This is a genomic window from Pseudomonas syringae group sp. J248-6 (genome assembly GCF_032586995.1).
GTDB lineage: Bacteria > Pseudomonadota > Gammaproteobacteria > Pseudomonadales > Pseudomonadaceae > Aquipseudomonas > Aquipseudomonas amygdali.
The window spans coordinates 38,191-56,747 of the sequence record NZ_JAWHOP010000008.1; the positions used below are offsets into that span (position 1 = coordinate 38,191).

Sequence of the window (18,557 nt, forward strand, 5' to 3'; positions counted from 1 at the left end):
CATGCGGATCTCAACTACCCAGTTCTACGAATCCACCAACACCAATTATCAGCGTACGTATTCGAATGTGCTCAAGACCAGTGAAGAGGTCTCCAGCGGCATCAAACTCAACACCGCCAGCGATGATCCGGTGGGTGCTGCACGTGTCCTGCAACTGGCTCAGCAGAACTCCATGCTGACCCAGTACGCGTCGAACATCGGCACGATCAATACCAACATCGTCAATTCCGAGACCGCGCTGACCAGCATCGTCGATACGATGCAGACGGCCCGTGAAGTGATCGTGTCGGCAGGCAACGGTGCCTACACCGATTCCGACCGCCTGGCCAAGGCTGCTGAACTCAAGCAGTATCAGAGCCAGCTTCTCGGCTTGATGAACAGCCAGGACTCCAACGGCCAGTATATTTTTGCCGGGTCCAAGTCTTCGGCGCCGCCGTACGCGCAGAATGCCGATGGCACTTACAGCTACAGCGGGGACCAGACCAGCGTCAATCTGGCGATTGGTGATGGCCTGGTTTTGCCGAGCAACACCACAGGCTATGAAGCGTTCGAGCAAGCCGTCAACACTACCCGTACGTCGTCGACGCTGCTTTCGCCTGCGACCGACGACGGCAAGGTCGGCCTGACTGGCGGTCAGGTGACGTCCACCAGCGCCTACAACTCGGGCTATCAGGCTGGCGAACCGTACACCATGACGTTCCTCAGCGGTACGCAGTTCAAGATTACCGATGCCAGCGGCACCGATGTCACGACCGATGCGTCAACTGCCGGTAAATTCAGCTATGGCTCGTTCGCTGATCAGACCTTCACCTTCCGCGGTGTAGAGCTGACCATGAACATCAACCTGTCAGCTGCCGAATCTGCCACGCCTGCAACGGCCGCTACTGCACTGACCAATCGCAGCTATGAACTGGCCTCGACGCCAGACACGGTCTCGACCTCGCGCAGCCCGGGTAACACATCGGCCGCCACCATCAGCAGTTCGGCAGTGGGCAACACAACGGCTGACCGCACGGCGTTCAACAACACTTTTCCGCCCAATGGTGCGATTCTCAAGTTCACCAGCGCCACTGCCTACGACCTGTATGCGTCGCCTGTCACCAGCAGCAGCAAGCCGGTGTCGAGTGGCACGTTGACCGGTTCGACGGCCAATGCGTCGGGCGTCAATTTTACGGTCAGCGGCACGCCAGCAGCCGGTGATCAGTTTGTCGTGGAGTCCGGCACGCACCAGACCGAGAACATCCTCAATACGCTGACAGCGGCGATCAAGGCGTTGTCGACACCCACTGACGGCAATCTGGTTGCCTCGCAAAAGCTTGATGCCGCATTGGGCTCGGCGCTTGGCAACATTGCCAGCAGCATCGACCAGGCGTCCACGGCGCGCTCCGCCGGCGGCGCACGCCAATTGGCGGCGACGGCGCAAGGCACGACCAACGAGTTGCTGAAGGGTAACAACACGGTTGAGCAAGGCACCTACGTCAACGCCGATATCGTTGAGGCCACCACCCGGTTGACACTGCAGAAGACCATGCTGGATGCCTCTCAGCAGGTATTTGTCCAGTTGTCCAAGCTGAACCTGTTCAGCCAGCTGTAACCCTGGCATTGAGCATCCGCCGTCTTTATTTCAGCGGTGAGGGAGGTTACTTGACCGGTAGCTTCCCGCCGCTCGCGAGTCTGCAATAGTGAATTCAGTCCCCCTCGTCAGTATCGTCATTCCCGCCCTCAATCCCCGGTTCTTCCGCGCCGCGCTACAAAGTGCCTTGAATCAGGTTTACGACAACCTGGAAATCATTGTCTGCGACGATTGCCGCACCGATGAAATCAAGGCCGTTTTCGACGAACTGGTGCCCGCATCCGGCAACCTCGCGCGTTACGTGCGCAACCCGCAGCGGCTGGGGTTTCAGGGCAACCTGCTGAAGTGCCTTGAAGAATCACGCGGCGAATACATCAAGTTTCTGTGTGACGACGACCGCCTCTTTCCGTACTTCATCGCTAACCAGGCAGGCGTTCTGGATGCCTATGAAGACGTGAGTCTGGTCGTTGGCCGACGACATCTGGTCGACATCGATGACTACGTATTGCCACCCCGTCTGGAAAACGTCGGGCTCGTGCCCTACGACGCCGTGTTCAAAGGCGAGGACATGCTGGCGATTTTCGAGCGTACGCCACGCAATTATCTGGGCGGGTTCAGTGCTGCTCTGATGCGCCGTGCCGATGTTATGGAGTACCTGCCTTCGATTGCCCAGTCGGGACAGGGGTTTATCGCACTGCTGGATTTTGCGCTGTTCATATGCCTGTTGCGCCGTGGCAACCTGGTGGCGCTGCACACTATTCAAAACGTCGAGCGCCGACACCCGGATCGTTTCAGCGGCCAGCCCGACGTGATTCAAAAGGCCGCCACTGAATGGGGCTGGCTGAACGAAATGCTCAAGGCACGTAGCGGTGAGCAGGCCCCGGCCCAGGGCTGGGTGCGCTTTTTGCCCTTGCGCAAGGCGCTGGAACAGCCCCGTGAGTGGGACGAGGTCGGCCTTTACGGGATAATGGCCAGCCGTCAGGGTGTCATGCACAGCCGGGTGGGCAGCAAGAGCGAAACCTACGCCGAGCTTTACACCGAGTGGCTGTCGTGTCGGCAATTTACCGCCCCGCAGAGAAAACTGATCGAGAAACGCATCGGACACTGGACGTGGCAGCCGCGCATCGTTCCGGTGGTCGTTGACCCGTTTGGCGATGCCGAAGGGCTGGACATCACCCTGCGCAGCATTGCCGAGCAGGATTACGCCGCTGATTCAGTGGTTGTGTTGACCAATGCCGATGTTGACGATCCGCAGGTGCTGCGCTTCTCGTTGCAGCCGGATTGGGCGCGCCAACTGAACGAAGTGCTGCCGCTGCTGGAGAACGCCGACTGGGTTTATCTGCTGCGTGCCGGGGACCGGCTGACTCAGCCGTCACTGCTGGTGCTGGCAGAGCGAGTCGCGCAAAGCGAGGGCCTGTTGTGCGTTTACAGCGATGAAGGCGCTCTGGTCGATGGGAAATCCAGCGAGCCGATCTTCAAGCCTGATTTCAACCTGGACCTGATGCGGGCCTATCCTTATGTTGGCCGCACGCTGGCGTTCCAGCGCCGCAATCTGCTGGACACAGGCGGCTTCGACCCTGTGCACGGCGAACTGGCACCGCACGATTTCATCTGGCGTCTGGTGGAAGGCGTCGGGCCTCAGTCTGTCGAACACATCGCCGAGGTTCAGGTTGAATCGACCCTGACCTACGCTGAATGGCTTTCGCTGCCTCAGGTGATCGAGCATAACGAGTCGGTCGTATCGGCCCATCTTTCGCGCATTGGCCGAGAGCACGTCATCCACCATGATCAGCTGCCACTGCTGAACCGGATCGAATACCGGCATGCTACAACCCCGCTGGTATCGGTGATCATTACCACCCGGGATCAACTGGCAGCCCTGGAGCGGTGTGTAGAAAGCCTGCTCAGCAACACGACTTACCCTTATTTTGAAGTGCTGATCGTCGACAACGCCAGCGAGAGCGCCGATACCCGCGCCTGGTTTGCCGCGATGAGTGAGCTGGGCAGCGACAAGCTGCGCATTTATGCGCTGACCGAGCCCGGCAGCGAAGCCAGTGCTCAGAACCTCGCCGCGCGGCACGCCAACGGCGATTATCTGCTCATGCTCAGCCCGCATGCTGTGCTGCATCAGGCTGACTGGCTGCAAAGTCTGCTCAACCATGCCCAGCGTCCCGAGGTGGGCATCGTCGGGCCACGAATCCTCACCCCGCAGGGCAATATTCTGTACGCAGGGATGGTGATGGGCATGGACGGGCTGGCGGGGCGGCCCTTCATCAATTATCCGGCAGGCTCAAGCAGCTACATGCAGCGTCTGCAGTTGACGCAGAACTGGAGCGCGGTCAGTGGCAATTGCCTGATGGTCCGCAAGGAAGTTTTCGACCAGGCAGGCGGCATGGAGGCTGCAACCTTCACCCAAGGGCTGCAGGATCTGGACCTGTGCATGCGGGTCGGGCGTGACGGCTACCTGATTGTCGGCACACCCGATTCGTCACTGGTATTGGCCGAGCCTGCCGCCGCCGAGCGCTCTGAAACGTCTCGTCAGGCGCTGGATAACGAGCAGCAATCGTTCTTTGAAAAATGGCTGCCAAAAATGGCTCGCGACCCGGCCTATAACCCCAATCTTCACCTCAGTGAAGTGCAGGCTTTCGATCTTGACCCAGGTCTGCAAGTGGGCTGGGAGCCGTTCTGCACCCGCCATCTGCCGTCGATTCTGGGCATGCTGGTCAACTCGTCGGCAGTGGGTCATTACCGTGTCAGCCAACCGTTGCTTGAGCTGATAGCGGCCGGGCGAGTGGTTGGCCGAATGTCCTATGAGTCGACTACGCCTGTCGAGATCGAGCGCCAGCGTCCGGACGTCATCGTTTTTCAAGGGCGTTATTCCGAACCCAAGATCAAAGATATCGTTCTGGCCAAAAACTACTCCAGTGCCATGCGCATTTTTGAACTGGATGACTACATCATTGATGTGCCCGAGCGGAACGAGCACCGGCGCAGCATGCCCGACAACATTGCCGAGATGCTGCGCAAGGGCATAGGCCTGTGCGACCGCGTGGTGGTGTCTACCCAGCCGCTGGCTCAGGTGCTGTCGAGCATGCACAGCGACATTCGTGTCGTGCCGAACATGTTGGCGACGCACTTGTGGAGCAGCCTCAAAAGCCAGCGCCGCACCTCCGGCAAGCCGCGGATCGGCTGGGGCGGCGGGACCAGTCATCGCGGCGACCTGGAATTGATTGTCGATGTCGTGCGTGAACTGGCCGATGAAGTCGAATGGGTGTTCTTCGGCATGTGCCCGGACTTGCTCAAGCCTTACATTCATGAGTATCACACAGCTGTAAGCCTGCAAACCTACCCGGCCAAACTGGCCAGCCTGAACCTTGATCTGGCCCTGGCACCGCTGGAATTCCATATCTTCAATGACTGCAAGAGCAATCTGCGTCTGCTGGAGTACGGTGCGTGCGGCTACCCGGTCATCTGTTCGGACACCGAGGCGTACCGCGGCCATTTGCCGGCTACGCGGGTCTACACCAACAGCTCCGAAGAATGGTTGCAGGCGATTCGCATGCACCTGTCAGACCCCAATGCGAGCTATCGTATGGGCGACGAATTGCGCGAAACCGTCTTGCGCGATTTCATGTTGCGTGGAGAAAACCTGCAATATTGGGCTAACGGCTGGTTGCCCGACTGACCCGACCTGTTTGATGCGCTCCAGCCACTGATGGCTGGAGCTGTGTTGTTTGCTCTTGCGTTGACCGGGTCTTTTGGTTATCAGGGTTGCTTCTGGTCACCAGGATTAGAGACGCCATCGGCACGCTATCAAGGAAAGCTCATGCAAAGCCATTCTGGAAATGAAACCACACCGTTGAGCCAGCGTTTGACCCTGCTGTTGCTCGCCGAGAATCAGCCGGATTTCCTGCGTCGTGCGCTGAAGTACTACAGCAGTTATCCGTGCAATGTGATTGTGGTCGATGCCTCGCCTGCGCCCGACGCGCAGGTTGCGGAGCGTGCCGGGCTGCAGTACATCCACAACGCCGCCCTCAGTGAAACCGGGCTCAGCGCCAGAATTGCAGAAGGCCTCAAGCAGGTGTCCACGCCCTTTGTGGTGTACGCGCAGGTCGACAGTTTCCTGCTGCCTGACGCACTGACCGAGGCCGTGAGTTTCCTTGAAAGCAACGAGCGTTACGGCGCTTGCCAGGGCTACAGCCTGGGTTACCAGGCCTACGTCGATCATGTGGATTATTTCCGCCGCGACCGTAAGGTTCATGAGGACTACGCGTCTGATCAGGCCGGTGAGCGGCTTCTGGGCTTCATGGGGCAAAGCCTGTCGCTGCTCAATGCCGTGACCCGGACCGGGCTGGCGCGTCAGTGGTTCACTTCAGTGCCTGAGGGCACCGAGCTGCACTGGCAGGAAATCGGCCATATGACCTTTCTGGTTGCGGCCGCCGCATTGCGCATCCTGCCCATCCCCTACGCGTTGCACGTCAATGCCGGCAAGGAGGCAGAGCATCGCTACGGTGCCGCCATCGCAGGCGCAGTCAAGCACATCGATCCCAAGGCCAAAGCCGAGCGCGAAACGCTTGCGCGTCTGCTGGTCTCGTCTCTGGGCGCCGCCAGTGGCTTGGCAGGTGAGCAGGGCGAGCAGCACATACTGGCCGGCCTCGCAGCAATGGCTGAATGCCTGGAAACCCAGCCGTATCAGGGCGGCGAAAAAATCATCAGCTCTGTGTGGAACGTTGCTCTGGCAGAGGTGGACGCGCAGTTCGAGCCTCGCCAGTTCGTTGAACTGCCGTTCTATAACCAGCCGTTGTTCGACGAACTGGCGCGAATCGAGTTTCTGATCCATCTATTGCCGGCAGGGCATGTGCAGATGGAAGGGCTGGAAGCCGTGCTGGTCAAGCAGGCCGAGCTGTTGCGTGTACAGAGCAACCCGGACGCCGAGTCGCTTTTGAGCCGTCTGTGGCAAGCCTATGCACACTACGCCTTCAGTCACAGCGTCGTGCAACGACTGGCCGAAGAATTGGGCAAGTCCGAGGACGAGGAAGACATCGAATGCGCTGAGCGTATTGTTGCCTGGGGCCAGCGTCTGCAGGCTGATTCCGCTTTCGATAACAGCCAGCTGTTGCGTGGCATGCCTTCCGGCAAGTTGCTCGACTGGCTCGATTCGCGTGATCCGGCACCGGCACAACTGAAAAAGCTCACCACGCAGCTGGCGCGTCGGCCAGCCGGTTCGCAAATCGGTATTTTGCTGCTTGATCTGGAAGCCGACGTGTTCAAGCTGCAGGCAACCTTCGACAGCCTGATCAACAGCCATTATCGAGCGTTCAAGGTCGTGGTATTCACCACCGGTGATCTGCCGGCAACCACCAGCCTGAACGACACCCTGCACTTCGTCAAAGTCGCCGAAAACAATTATGTCGACAAGATCAATCAGGTCGTCAAACAGGCCTCCAGCGACTGGTTGATGCTGGTACAGGCGGGTGAAGAGTTCACCCGCAGCGGTCTGCTGCTGGCCAGTGCCGAGTTGATTGACGCCGGGCAATGCCGGGCCGTAGCTGTGGATGAGATTCACCGTCAAGCCAACGGCACCCTGGCGCCGTTGTTCCGTCCGGGCTTCAACCTTGATCTGCTGCAAAGTGTGCCGACACTGGCCGCTCGGCACTGGCTGATTCGCCGCCAATTGCTGGTCGAGGCGGGCGGCTATTCGCGAGAGTTTCCCAAGGCGCTGGAATTCGACCTGCTGCTGCGTCTGATCGAGCAAGGCGGCATGAGCGGTCTGGCTCATTTGAGCGAGCCGGTGCTGATCTGCGATGCCCCCGAACCCGAAGATAATCAGGACGAGCAAAAGGCGCTGACACGTCATCTGGGCCAGCGTGGTTATCAGGCTGAGGTCAGTTCGGCGTTGCCCGGCACCTACAAGATCGATTATCGCCATGCCCATCGGCCGGTGGTCTCGATTCTGCTCCACAGCCAGGACAATCTGCCGGAACTGCAACGTTGCCTGCACAGTATCCTGCAACGCACCCGCTATCAGCGCTATGAAGTGCTGATCGGTGATAACGCCAGCACCTCTGCCGAATTGTCGACCTGGCTCGACCAGCAGCAACAGCTGTCCAGCCGGGTACGCGTATTTCGCGCCGAGCAGCGTGTCAGCACGGCGGCCTTGCGCAATCTGGTCAGCCAGGAAGCCAAGGGCGAGTACCTGATTCTGCTGGATGCCGAAAGCCAGATCGTCAATGTCGGGTGGATCGAGTCGTTGCTCAACCAGGCGCAGCGTCCGGAAGTGGGCGTGGTCGGCGTGCGTCTGGTGGACCGTGAAGGAACCATTACCCAGGCAGGTCTTGTTCTTGGACTCAATGGCGGTGTCGGTTCCGGCTTCGTTGGCGAGCCGAAGACGTCACGTGGCTATATGCAGCGACTGGTGGTCGAGCAGAACTACTCCGCCGTGTCATCAGCCTGCCTGATGATTGCCAAGGCGTTGTACGACTCACTGGACGGGCTGGACGAAGAGGCTTTTGCCGAGTCGCTGGGCGATGTCGACCTGTGCCTGAAGGCTGCACAGGCGGGCTATCTGACCGTCTGGACCCCGCATGTTCAGGTGGTTCATTCAGGCGTGGTAAATGCTCCCGAACCAGCGCTTGGCGCGCTGAGCGGAAAGTGGGCGGCGCAGTTTGCCCAGGACGAAGCTTATAACGCCAATCTCGATCTCAACGGCAAGGGGTTCACGCTGGCGGTTTAAGCTGCATGCATCATGCGATCCGGCTGTTTTACGGCCGGATCGTCTCCCTTCTGCTGTGGCGTCATTTTGTTTTTTCCCTCCGCCAATAATCGCAAAGCGTACAAACCGGCGTGACCTGCGGGTCATAACGTGCATCTTCACTGTATTGTGTTACAGGGAGCGACACGCGCCTGGCTTGCTTTCACATGCCTTGCGCCCTGAAAATGTCTGCAATCACCCTTATTCGGTAGCGCCCTGATCTTATCGGGACGAAAAATGACCTGTTTACTCATCGGGAAGCCATGATGATTGGCATTAAAAGCATAGCGAGTTACGTGCCCACTGCTGGCGTGGATAACTACGCTCAAGGTGCCAGTTTCGGCAAGGATGAAGATTTCATCCTCGGGAAAATCGGTTCCACGTTTCTGCCGCGTAAAGACGCTGGCCAGGAAACCTCGGACCTGTGCGTTGAAGCGGCCAATACCCTGTTTGCCAACAACCCGCAGCTCAAGCGCGAAAGTATTGACGTTTTGATCGTCGTCACCCAGAACGGCGACGAAGAGGGGCTGCCGCATACCGCAGCCATCGTTCAGGACAAGCTGGGTCTGTCGACCAATGTCGCTGCGTTCGACATTTCGCTGGGCTGTTCCGGCTATGTCTATGGCATCTACGCGATCAAGGGGTTCATGGAAGCGGCAGGGCTGAAAAACGGTCTGCTGATAACCGCTGACCCGTATTCGAAAATCGTCGACCCGCAGGACCGCAACACCACCATGTTGTTTGGCGATGCAGCCACAGCGACCTGGATGGGCGAGGACGCTGCCTGGCAACTGGGCAAGGCTAAATTCGGCACCGACGGTTCGGGTGCGCCGCACTTGAAGGTCAGCAACGGCGTGTTTTTCATGAACGGTCGCCAGGTGTTCAATTTTGCGCTGCTGAAAGTACCGGCGCACCTGCATGAACTGTTGGGAGAGTCAGACCTGACGCCTGACGATATCGATGCTTTCTGCATTCACCAGGGCAGCGCTGCCATTGTCGATGCCGTGGCGCGCCGCTTTGAAGACAAGCCCGAGAAGTTTCTCAAGGACATGGTTGAGACGGGTAACACCGTGTCGTCGAGTATTCCATTGCTGATTGAAAAGCACGTACTCAACTCTTCGTGGCATCGAGTAGCGCTGAGCGGTTTTGGCGTGGGGCTTTCCTGGGGTTCTGCGATTATCTATAAAGTCTGAATCGCCGCAGGCTAAAACAGCGCCCGTGACTAGTTCACCGGGCGCTTTTTTTTGAATAATCGATTCTGGTCACATTTTTGAACTTCTACAGTGGCCTGCTCTTTCTGGAACGTGAAGTTCAGACAACGGGTTTCCTCGCGTCATGTTGGTTTGGTTTCGCCTCAAACCCTTGTTTTATAAGGGTTGCAGGCATGATGGCAAAATATTCAAAAAAAACACTCAAGCAACCTGCCATCGCGACGATAACTATTACGAAGGTTCTCTAGGCACACCCGGCGCTTGCAGGGGCCGGAAGCCACGTAGTACCAAACCAACGAGGAATTCATCATGGCTTTAACAGTAAACACCAACGTAGCATCGTTGAACGTCCAGAAGAACCTGGGTCGCGCTTCCGACGCACTTTCGACCTCGATGACTCGTCTGTCTTCCGGTCTGAAAATCAACAGCGCCAAAGATGACGCTGCCGGCCTGCAAATCGCTACCAAGATCACTTCGCAGATCCGCGGCCAGACTATGGCGATCAAAAACGCCAACGACGGTATGTCCCTGGCGCAGACCGCTGAAGGCGCTCTGCAAGAGTCGACCAACATTCTGCAGCGTATGCGTGAACTGGCTGTTCAGTCCCGTAACGACAGCAACAGCTCCACTGACCGTGACGCGCTGAACAAAGAATTCACCGCGATGAGTTCCGAGCTGACCCGTATCGCTCAAAGTACCAACCTGAACGGCAAGAACCTGCTTGACGGTTCCGCCAGCACCATGACTTTCCAGGTTGGTTCCAACTCGGGCGCTTCGAACCAGATCACTCTGACTCTGAGCGCAAGCTTCGACGCCAACACCCTGGGTGTCGGTTCGGCTGTCACCATCGCCGGCTCCGATAGCGCCGCTTCGGAATCAGCTTTCTCTGCAGCCATCGCCGCCATCGACTCGGCTCTGCAGACCATCAACTCCACCCGTGCTGACCTGGGTGCTGCACAAAACCGTATGACCAGCACCATCTCCAACTTGCAGAACATCAACGAAAACGCCAGTGCTGCACTGGGTCGCGTACAAGATACCGACTTCGCTGCTGAAACTGCACAGCTGACCAAGCAACAGACCCTGCAACAGGCTTCCACCTCTGTTCTGGCTCAGGCTAACCAGCTGCCATCCGCTGTACTGAAACTGCTTCAGTAATAGCGACATGAGTTTTAGCGGGGGAGTGCGTAATAGCGCTCTCTCGCTTTTTTACTTTCGGAGGTGATGGTTATGGATATGAGTGTAAAGCTGAACGTTTCTTATCCGGCCGCCCAACCGGCGAGTCAGGCTCCAGTGCCAGACAAGTCTGTTGACAAGCCTGCCGATACGCCGTCAGTCGAGCGTGTTGCCGCTACAGCGGAAAGTAAAGGCTCGGATCTGCACAAGGATGACTCCCACGACGAGGCGAAAGTCAAAGCCGCGGCAGAAGACATCCAGAAATTTTTTCATTCGGTGAAGCGCAATCTCGAGTTTTCGATCGATGAAGCTTCTGGCAAAGTGATCGTCAAGGTCATTGCCAGTGACTCGGGTGAAGTGGTAAGACAAATTCCCAATGCAGAAATCCTGAAGCTGGCCGATAGTCTGAGTGATGCGAACAGTTTGTTGTTCCGCGCCAAGGCCTGATTGTCAGTACGGTATTTGTTGCCGTTTTGCGTGACCTGTGAAAAGGCAGTAAAACCGGCGACATTCTTGAAGGGAGAAGCAAAATGGCAAGTCCAATTACATCTTCAACAGGCCTGGGTTCGGGTCTGGCAATCACGGCCATCGTTGAAGGTCTGGTGGGTGCGGAGAAAGCGCCCAAGCAAAATCAGATCGACAAGCAGACCGCCGCTACAACCGCATCGCTGTCGGGTGTGAGTCAGCTGACGTCGGCATTGGCTGCGTTCCAGAAAACCCTGGATACCCTGGGCAGCTCCACGACGCCTGCGTTTCAGGGCTTTGCTGCGACATCTGCCAACGAAGCGGTGGTCAAGGCAACCGCCGGTAACACGGCCGTCAACGGTACTTACGCGATCGGTATCACCCAGCTGGCAACGCCTTCCAAGGTGGCCACAGCCGCACTGAATTCCACGCAGGCAAGTGCTATTCCGAGTGGTACCCTGAAAATCACTCAGAATGGCACTGATTACAGTGTCGCGATCGACAAGACCTCGACGCTGCAGGAAGTGCGCGACAAGATCAACTCGTCGCTGCAGGGTAAAGGCATTACTGCCAACATCATCAACGACGACAATGGTGCTCGTCTGGTTTTCAGTTCTACCACCACCGGCAAGGGTAGTGATATTTCGGTCGTGGGGGCTTCCGGTCAGGAAGCGCTGAATATCGATGGCACCAAGCTGATGAGCGACACCAGCACGGGCACCGATGCCAACGGCAAGGCGATTCCCGGCGCTGGCGCGATTACCGCGACCGCCAAGGACGCTGCTTTCACTGTTGACGGTCTGAGCCTGACCAGCAAGACAAATACAGTCAGTACCGCGATTTCCGGGTTGACCTTCGATCTGGTCGCGCCAAGCGCGGCTGGAGCAACCACTACCGTTACGGTGGCGACCAATACCGATGGGTTGAAGGCGTCGCTGCAGTCCTTTGTGGACTCCTACAACACGCTGGCCACCCTGGTGACTTCCCTGACCAAGGGCTCGATCAGCGACAAGGGTGTTTTCACGGCGGCCGCGCTTACCGGCGATGCCACGCCGCGCGCACTGTTGGCGACTATCCGTGATCAGTTGGCGAATGCCTCTTCAAGTGCTGGTCTCAGTGCTCTTTCGCAGTTGGGCATCAAGACCCAGCAGTCCAATGGTACGTTGTCACTGGACACCGTTACATTCACTGCAGCACTGAACGACAAAAAACTGGGCAGTCAGATCCAGACGATGTTCACCGGTACGGGCGCAACAAATGCCGACGGTACGGTTGATGGCGGTCTGGTTTCGCGTATGACCAAAGCGCTTCTGCCGTATACAAAGTCTGACGGTGTTCTGGCCAGTAAAACCAGCAGTCTGACTAAAATCCAGACCCGAATTGCCAGTGATCAGGACGCACTTGATCGTCGTATTGCCAGCTTGACGACCAGTCTGACCAAGAAATACAACGCCATGGACCTGGTGGTCGGGCAGCTCAAGGCGACCGCTACCAGTATCACTTCGATCTTCGAAGCGATGAACGCGCAGAAAAACGCTTCTTAAATTCTTTTTACAGAAGTATCCAGAACCCGACTCCGTGTCGGGTTTCTGCTTTTAGGCTAAAGTTTCTGCGCCATGCGTCGATAGCTTGAGTATCAGTATTATGGATTTGCGACGAGGTCCCCTTTATGAATCCGATGTTAGCGTTGCGGCAGTATCAGAAGATCGGCTCCCAGGCTCAGACCTCGGAAGCCAGTCCTCACCGTCTGGTTCAAATGTTGATGGAGGGTGGCCTTGACCGTATCGCTCAAGCCAAGGGTGCCATGGCACGCAAGGACATCGCCAACAAAGGCGTGTTCATCAGCAAGGCGATCGGCATCGTAGGCGGTTTGCGTGAAGGGTTGGACCTGGAGAACGCGCCCAGCGAAGCGCTGGTCAGGCAGGACAGCCTCTATCACTACATGATGACGCGCCTGGCCGAAGCCAACGCGCGCAACGATCAGAAGATGCTCGACGAGGTTGCCGGGCTGCTGATTACCGTCAAGGAAGGCTGGGACGCTATCGGTACCGCACAAGCACAACAATAAGTTGCTGCCCTGAGGAGAACAACAAGATGAGTGCTGCGCTCAAGCGTATCGAAGAAACCCGGGAAGCCCTGGTGGGGGCGCTTGCCGAACGCGACTGGGAGGCTATCGTCAAACTTGACCTGGCGTGTCGCGAATGTGTCGATGCGGTGGTCAGCGAAGCACCTGCTGACGAACCGGCTCTGCGCAGCAATCTCGAGGAGTTGTTGGGGGTCTACAGGCAACTGATTGATGTTGCAACCGGGGAGCGTCAAGCAGTCGTCGATGAAATGACTCAAATCCAGAATGCGAAGAACGCGACGAAGGTATACCATCTGTTCGGTTAATGTTTAATTGTCATTTTTATTGTTCGACAAGAATTTCGCCATAAATTTGACTGTGTTCGTTTTTTTGACTTAACTAGTGATGTTTACTATTTTCTGGCGTCTCAAGGTTTATACGGCTGAGATGCCAAGCTGCCCCCCAATCATGGGCATTGAGTTGACTAGGGAAGTTGCTATTGCATGTGGCGTGAAATCAAGATTCTGCTAATCGATGACGATAGCCAGCGCCGCCGGGATCTGGCGGTTATCCTGAATTTTCTTGGCGAAGAAAACCTCTCCTGTTCAAGCCAGGACTGGCAGCAGGTGGTCGGCTCTCTGGCATCTCCGCGAGAAGTCCTTTGTGTGCTGGTCGGTAGCGTAAATGCTCCGGGCAGCCTTCAAGGGCTTCTTAAGACCATCGCAGCATGGGATGAGTTCCTTCCTGTGCTGCTTATGAGCGAAAATTCTTCTGTCGAGCTGCCGGAGGACCTGCGCAGGCGGGTTCTTTCCGCGCTCGAAATGCCGCCCAGCTACAGCAAGCTGCTCGATTCCCTGCACCGTGCCCAGGTCTATCGCGAGATGTACGACCAGGCCCGCGAGCGTGGGCGTCATCGTGAGCCGAACCTGTTCCGCAGTCTGGTGGGGACCAGTCGCGCGATTCAGCATGTGCGGCAGATGATGCAGCAGGTCGCTGACACTGACGCCAGCGTTTTGATTCTCGGTGAGTCGGGGACTGGCAAGGAAGTGGTAGCGCGCAACCTGCACTATCACTCCAAGCGCCGCGATGCACCGTTTGTGCCGGTCAACTGCGGTGCCATTCCGGCCGAGCTGCTCGAAAGCGAGTTGTTCGGGCATGAGAAGGGCGCGTTTACCGGGGCAATCACCAGTCGTGCCGGCCGTTTCGAGCTTGCCAACGGCGGTACGCTGTTCCTTGATGAAATTGGTGACATGCCGCTGCCTATGCAGGTCAAGTTGCTGCGCGTGTTGCAGGAACGCACTTTCGAGCGCGTGGGCAGCAACAAGACGCAGAGCATCGACGTGCGCATCATTGCCGCGACGCACAAGAATCTCGAAAACATGATCGAGCTTGGCAGCTTCCGCGAAGACCTTTATTACCGTCTCAATGTGTTCCCCATCGAGATGGCGCCGTTGCGCGAGCGTGTTGAAGACATTCCGCTGTTGATGAACGAATTGATTTCGCGCATGGAGCATGAAAAGCGCGGCTCGATTCGTTTCAATTCCGCCGCCATCATGTCGCTGTGTCGTCATGCCTGGCCGGGCAACGTTCGCGAGCTGGCCAACCTGGTCGAGCGCATGGCGATCATGCACCCTTACGGCGTGATCGGCGTGGCCGAGCTGCCGAAGAAATTCCGCTATGTCGATGACGAAGACGAGCAGATGGTCGACAGCATGCGCAGCGATATCGAAGAACGCGTTGCCATCAACAGCAACACGCCGAACTTCGCGTCGGGCGCAATGCTGCCGCCTGAAGGTCTGGACCTGAAAGACTATCTGGGTGGTCTGGAACAGGGTCTGATTCAGCAGGCGCTCGACGACGCGAACGGCATTGTTGCCCGCGCTGCAGAGCGTTTGCGGATTCGTCGCACCACGCTGGTCGAGAAGATGCGCAAGTACGGTATGAGCCGTCGCGAAGGTGATGAACAGGCAGATGATTGACGCCTGTCTGTAGCGCCAAAAATCAAGCCCCTGAATTTTCAGGGGTTTTTTTTCGGCACGAGGATTGCAAAGTCCCTCTCAACACACCGTTTACTGACGGTTCGCCACGAGAGAGATGAACTATGTCCCAGGCCGCCCAACTGACTTCTGCCCTATCTGCTCAGGCTCAATACTCCCCGGAGCTGGAAAGTCGTCAGGGGCTTGAGCAGGCGTTCTCGCTGTTCAATCAAATGTCGGCGCAATTGACTGACTCCTATGGTCTGCTCGAAGCGCGTGTCACTGAACTCAAGGGCGAACTGGCCCATGCCGGTGCCCAGCGCCTGCAAGAGCTGGCGGAAAAGGAGCGGCTGGCCAATCGCCTGCAGAACCTGCTTGATCTGCTGCCCGGTGGCGTAATCGTTATTGATGGCATGGGCGTGGTTCGCGAAGCTAACCCTGCGGCAATTGATCTGCTGGGCCAGCCATTGCTGGGCATGCTCTGGCGTCACGTCATCAGTCGGTGTTTTGCCCCGCGTGAAGACGATGGTCATGAAGTCTCGCTCAAGGACGGCCGCAGGCTTTCCATTGCAACCCGCTCGCTGGACGCCGAGCCCGGGCAGTTGGTGCTGCTTAATGACCTGACCGAAACCCGCCGTCTCCAGGAACAATTGGCGCGTCACGAGCGGCTGTCATCGCTGGGTCGGATGGTTGCTTCTCTGGCGCATCAGATTCGTACGCCGTTGTCGGCCGCCATGATCTACGCCAGTCATCTGACCGAGCAGGAATTGCCGGTGGAAACCCAGCAGCGCTTCGCCGCACGGCTCAAGGATCGTCTGCATGAGCTCGAGCATCAGGTTCGCGACATGCTGGTGTTTGCCCGTGGCGAGTTGCCGCTGACGGATCGCCTGACGCCCGTTGCCTTGTTTCAGGCTTTGCAAAACGCTGCGGTCACCCATGTGCAGGGCGTACCGGTGCGTTGGCAGTGCGACAGTATTGAAGGCGAGTTGCTGTGCAATCGCGACACCTTGGTCGGTTCGTTGCTCAACCTGATTGAAAACGCCGTCCAGGCCAGTGCTGGCCGGACACTGCTGAAAGTTCATGTGTACAGCCGCGGCAATGTGTTGCGCATATGCTTCAGCGATAATGGCAGTGGCATGGACAAGGCTGCGCTGGCGCGTATCGGCGAGCCGTTTTTCACCACCAAGACCACCGGCACCGGGCTCGGTCTGGCGGTGGTAACCGCCGTTTCGCGTGCACATCAGGGCGGCGTGCATTATCTGTCGCGGGTCGGTCGTGGCACCTGTGCAATCGTCAGCCTGCCATTGATTCCGTCTTCCGGCTCGTTGGGTAGCAACTGATGTCGATCAACGTGCTGTTGGTCGAGGACGACCGTTCACTGCGCGAGGCGCTTGGCGAAACCCTGGAATTGGCCGGCTATGGATACCAGGCGGTCGGCTCTGCCGAAGAAGCGCTGGTCGCTGCCGAGGCGCAACCGTTCAGCCTGGTTGTCAGCGACGTCAACATGCCGGGCATGGACGGTCATCAGTTGCTGAGCCTGTTGCGCAGTCGGCATCCGCAACTGCCGGTATTGCTGATGACCGCCCACGGAGCCGTTGATCGAGCGGTCGATGCCATGCGTCAGGGCGCGGCCGATTATCTGGTCAAGCCTTTCGAGCCCAAGGCTCTGATTGCTTTGGTTGCGCGACATGCACTGGGTCGCCTGGAACCTGCCGAGCGTGACGGGCCGATTGCTGTTGAACCCGCCAGTATCCAGTTGTTGAACCTGGCCAGGCGTGTGGCGAAGAGCGACTCCACTGTGCTGATCTCCGGCGAGTCCGGCACAGGCAAGGAAGTGCTGGCGCGTTTCATTCATCAAAATTCGCCACGTGCCGATAAGCCTTTTATTGCGATCAACTGCGCTGCGATTCCGGACAATATGCTGGAAGCGACGCTGTTCGGTCATGAAAAGGGCTCGTTTACCGGCGCCATTGCCGCGCAGGCCGGCAAGTTCGAACAGGCTGACGGCGGGACAATCCTGCTTGACGAGATTTCCGAAATGCCACTGGGGCTGCAGGCCAAACTGTTGCGTGTGTTGCAGGAGCGGGAAGTCGAGCGCGTGGGTGCGCGCAAGCCGATCATTCTGGATATTCGCGTTGTGGCTACTACCAACCGCGATCTGGCAGGGGAAGTGGCGGCGGGGCGCTTTCGCGAAGATCTGTTTTATCGCCTGTCGGTATTTCCACTGGCCTGGCAGGCGCTGCGTCAAAGGACTGCCGATATTCTGCCACTGGCCGAGCGGCTTCTGGCCAAGCACGTCAATAAAATGAAGCACGCGCCGGTTCGTCTTTCTGCCGAGGCGCAGCAGTGTCTGGTCAGCTACCCCTGGCCTGGCAATGTGCGTGAGCTGGATAACGCCGTGCAGCGAGCCTTGATTCTGCAGCAGGGCGGGGTGATACAGGCGCAGGATTTCTGTCTGTCCGGGCCGGTGACAAGTCTTCCAGCCGCTGCCGTGGTGGAGGGGGTGCCGTCTTTGCCTGTCACATCCTCGCCTGATAATGCAGGTGCTGGTGGCAATGCGGAGTCTGTCGGTGCACTGGGTGATGACCTCAGGCGTCGCGAGTTTCAGATGATTATTGACACGCTGCGTGCGGAGCGTGGTCGTCGCAAGGAGGCCGCCGAGCGCCTGGGTATCAGCCCGCGTACCTTGCGTTACAAGCTGGCGCAGATGCGCGATGCCGGGATGGATGTGGAAGCCTATCTGTTCGCTACCTGAGCCGGTGCCGCTGATCGGTGGTTGTGATCGCCGGTCACTGAATATTCGTATAAACGGCGCAAGCCGGAAATATCCGGATACCCCCATGAATACGGGAGGTCTGGAGTGATTTGATGTCGGGCAACATGGCATTCCCATTTGGTGTGGCAAATAGCCGCCATCTAGCTGGCACCGTTGTTGCTATGTCTTCTGTACCCGCTGAATCAGTGTCAAAAATTTGCGGGCCTTACGAGAGAAACGTCCATGAGCCAAGGTGTTGAATTTAATCGCTTGATGTTGGATATGCGGGCCATGCAGATGGATGCGATGTCTGCACCCAAGCCCGTGTCCGGCGCGCAGGAAGCCGGCGCCAGCAGCTTTGCCGACATGCTTGGCCAGGCCGTCAACAAGGTCGCGCAGACCCAGCAGGCCTCCAGTCAGCTGGCCAATGCATTTGAAATCGGCAAGAGCGGCGTGGATCTGACCGACGTCATGATTTCGTCGCAGAAAGCCAGCGTGTCTTTTCAGGCGTTGACCCAGGTGCGTAACAAGCTGGTTCAAGCTTATCAAGACATCATGCAGATGCCGGTTTAAGGGACGTACTGA

At 57.7% G+C, this 18,557-nt stretch carries 13 protein-coding genes; all 13 read left to right on the forward strand.

Going from position 1 to position 18,557, the window contains the following annotated elements; genetic code table 11:
- Window position 1 precedes the first annotated feature (1 nt).
- The 13 genes from RYC17_RS12630 to fliE all read left to right on the forward strand — a co-directional run bounded on the left by RYC17_RS12630 (window position 2) and on the right by fliE (window position 18,545).
- Window positions 2–1,594: a flagellar hook-associated protein 3 gene (locus tag RYC17_RS12630; RefSeq protein ID WP_058408774.1), complete on the forward strand. Its 1,593-nt coding sequence runs from the start codon at window positions 2–4 to the stop codon at window positions 1,592–1,594.
- 88 nt (window positions 1,595–1,682) lie between these two features.
- Window positions 1,683–5,258 (forward strand): glycosyltransferase, encoded by a 3,576-nt coding sequence (locus RYC17_RS12635; protein ID WP_058401324.1) that lies wholly within the window; start codon window positions 1,683–1,685, stop codon window positions 5,256–5,258.
- Window positions 5,259–5,399: 141 nt separating this feature from the next.
- Window positions 5,400–8,306: a glycosyltransferase gene (locus RYC17_RS12640; RefSeq protein ID WP_122258544.1), complete on the forward strand. Its 2,907-nt coding sequence runs from the start codon at window positions 5,400–5,402 to the stop codon at window positions 8,304–8,306.
- 284 nt (window positions 8,307–8,590) lie between these two features.
- Window positions 8,591–9,517 carry a ketoacyl-ACP synthase III gene (locus RYC17_RS12645; RefSeq protein ID WP_316903355.1) on the forward strand — a complete coding sequence of 309 codons (927 nt, stop codon included), beginning with the start codon at window positions 8,591–8,593 and terminating at the stop codon, window positions 9,515–9,517.
- Window positions 9,518–9,844: 327 nt separating this feature from the next.
- Window positions 9,845–10,693, forward strand: coding sequence for a flagellin domain-containing protein (locus RYC17_RS12650; RefSeq protein ID WP_058401327.1), 849 nt, complete (start codon window positions 9,845–9,847; stop codon window positions 10,691–10,693).
- A gap of 72 nt (window positions 10,694–10,765) precedes the next feature.
- Window positions 10,766–11,158, forward strand: a complete 393-nt coding sequence (locus RYC17_RS12655; protein ID WP_002554300.1) for a flagellar protein FlaG — start codon at window positions 10,766–10,768, stop codon at window positions 11,156–11,158.
- An 83-nt stretch (window positions 11,159–11,241) separates the two neighbouring features.
- On the forward strand, window positions 11,242–12,720 hold the full coding sequence (gene fliD / locus RYC17_RS12660; protein ID WP_058401328.1) for a flagellar filament capping protein FliD: 1,479 nt from the start codon (window positions 11,242–11,244) through the stop codon (window positions 12,718–12,720).
- Window positions 12,721–12,845: 125 nt separating this feature from the next.
- Entirely contained in the window at window positions 12,846–13,244 is a 399-nt protein-coding gene (fliS, locus tag RYC17_RS12665; RefSeq protein ID WP_058401329.1) for a flagellar export chaperone FliS, read from the forward strand.
- A 26-nt stretch (window positions 13,245–13,270) separates the two neighbouring features.
- Window positions 13,271–13,567, forward strand: a complete 297-nt coding sequence (fliT, locus tag RYC17_RS12670; RefSeq protein ID WP_002554297.1) for a flagellar protein FliT — start codon at window positions 13,271–13,273, stop codon at window positions 13,565–13,567.
- A gap of 177 nt (window positions 13,568–13,744) precedes the next feature.
- On the forward strand, window positions 13,745–15,220 hold the full coding sequence (gene fleQ, locus RYC17_RS12675; RefSeq protein WP_004664450.1) for a transcriptional regulator FleQ: 1,476 nt from the start codon (window positions 13,745–13,747) through the stop codon (window positions 15,218–15,220).
- A gap of 122 nt (window positions 15,221–15,342) precedes the next feature.
- Entirely contained in the window at window positions 15,343–16,557 is a 1,215-nt protein-coding gene (locus RYC17_RS12680; RefSeq protein ID WP_230016522.1) for a sensor histidine kinase, read from the forward strand.
- The gene (locus RYC17_RS12685; RefSeq protein WP_316903264.1) at window positions 16,557–17,972 is read left to right on the forward strand and encodes a sigma-54 dependent transcriptional regulator; all 1,416 of its coding nucleotides are present in this window, start codon (window positions 16,557–16,559) and stop codon (window positions 17,970–17,972) included. The genes RYC17_RS12680 and RYC17_RS12685 overlap by 1 nt, the downstream gene beginning before the upstream one ends.
- A gap of 243 nt (window positions 17,973–18,215) precedes the next feature.
- Window positions 18,216–18,545 carry a flagellar hook-basal body complex protein FliE gene (fliE, locus tag RYC17_RS12690; RefSeq protein ID WP_002554293.1) on the forward strand — a complete coding sequence of 110 codons (330 nt, stop codon included), beginning with the start codon at window positions 18,216–18,218 and terminating at the stop codon, window positions 18,543–18,545.
- The last annotated feature ends 12 nt before the right edge of the window (window positions 18,546–18,557 follow it).

Bases quoted from the DNA above. Each gene is read 5' to 3' on its own strand.
- RYC17_RS12650 (WP_058401327.1), top strand. From the start codon at position 9,845: ATGGCTTTAACAGTAAACACCAACGTAGCATCGTTGAACGTCCAGAAG.
- fliS (WP_058401329.1), top strand. From the start codon at position 12,846: ATGAATCCGATGTTAGCGTTGCGGCAGTATCAGAAGATCGGCTCCCAG.
- RYC17_RS12680 (WP_230016522.1), top strand. From the start codon at position 15,343: ATGTCCCAGGCCGCCCAACTGACTTCTGCCCTATCTGCTCAGGCTCAA.
- fleQ (WP_004664450.1), top strand. From the start codon at position 13,745: ATGTGGCGTGAAATCAAGATTCTGCTAATCGATGACGATAGCCAGCGC.
- RYC17_RS12655 (WP_002554300.1), top strand. From the start codon at position 10,766: ATGGATATGAGTGTAAAGCTGAACGTTTCTTATCCGGCCGCCCAACCG.
- RYC17_RS12640 (WP_122258544.1), top strand. From the start codon at position 5,400: ATGCAAAGCCATTCTGGAAATGAAACCACACCGTTGAGCCAGCGTTTG.
- RYC17_RS12645 (WP_316903355.1), top strand. From the start codon at position 8,591: ATGATTGGCATTAAAAGCATAGCGAGTTACGTGCCCACTGCTGGCGTG.
- fliE (WP_002554293.1), top strand. From the start codon at position 18,216: ATGAGCCAAGGTGTTGAATTTAATCGCTTGATGTTGGATATGCGGGCC.
- fliT (WP_002554297.1), top strand. From the start codon at position 13,271: ATGAGTGCTGCGCTCAAGCGTATCGAAGAAACCCGGGAAGCCCTGGTG.
- RYC17_RS12685 (WP_316903264.1), top strand. From the start codon at position 16,557: ATGTCGATCAACGTGCTGTTGGTCGAGGACGACCGTTCACTGCGCGAG.
- RYC17_RS12630 (WP_058408774.1), top strand. From the start codon at position 2: ATGCGGATCTCAACTACCCAGTTCTACGAATCCACCAACACCAATTAT.
- fliD (WP_058401328.1), top strand. From the start codon at position 11,242: ATGGCAAGTCCAATTACATCTTCAACAGGCCTGGGTTCGGGTCTGGCA.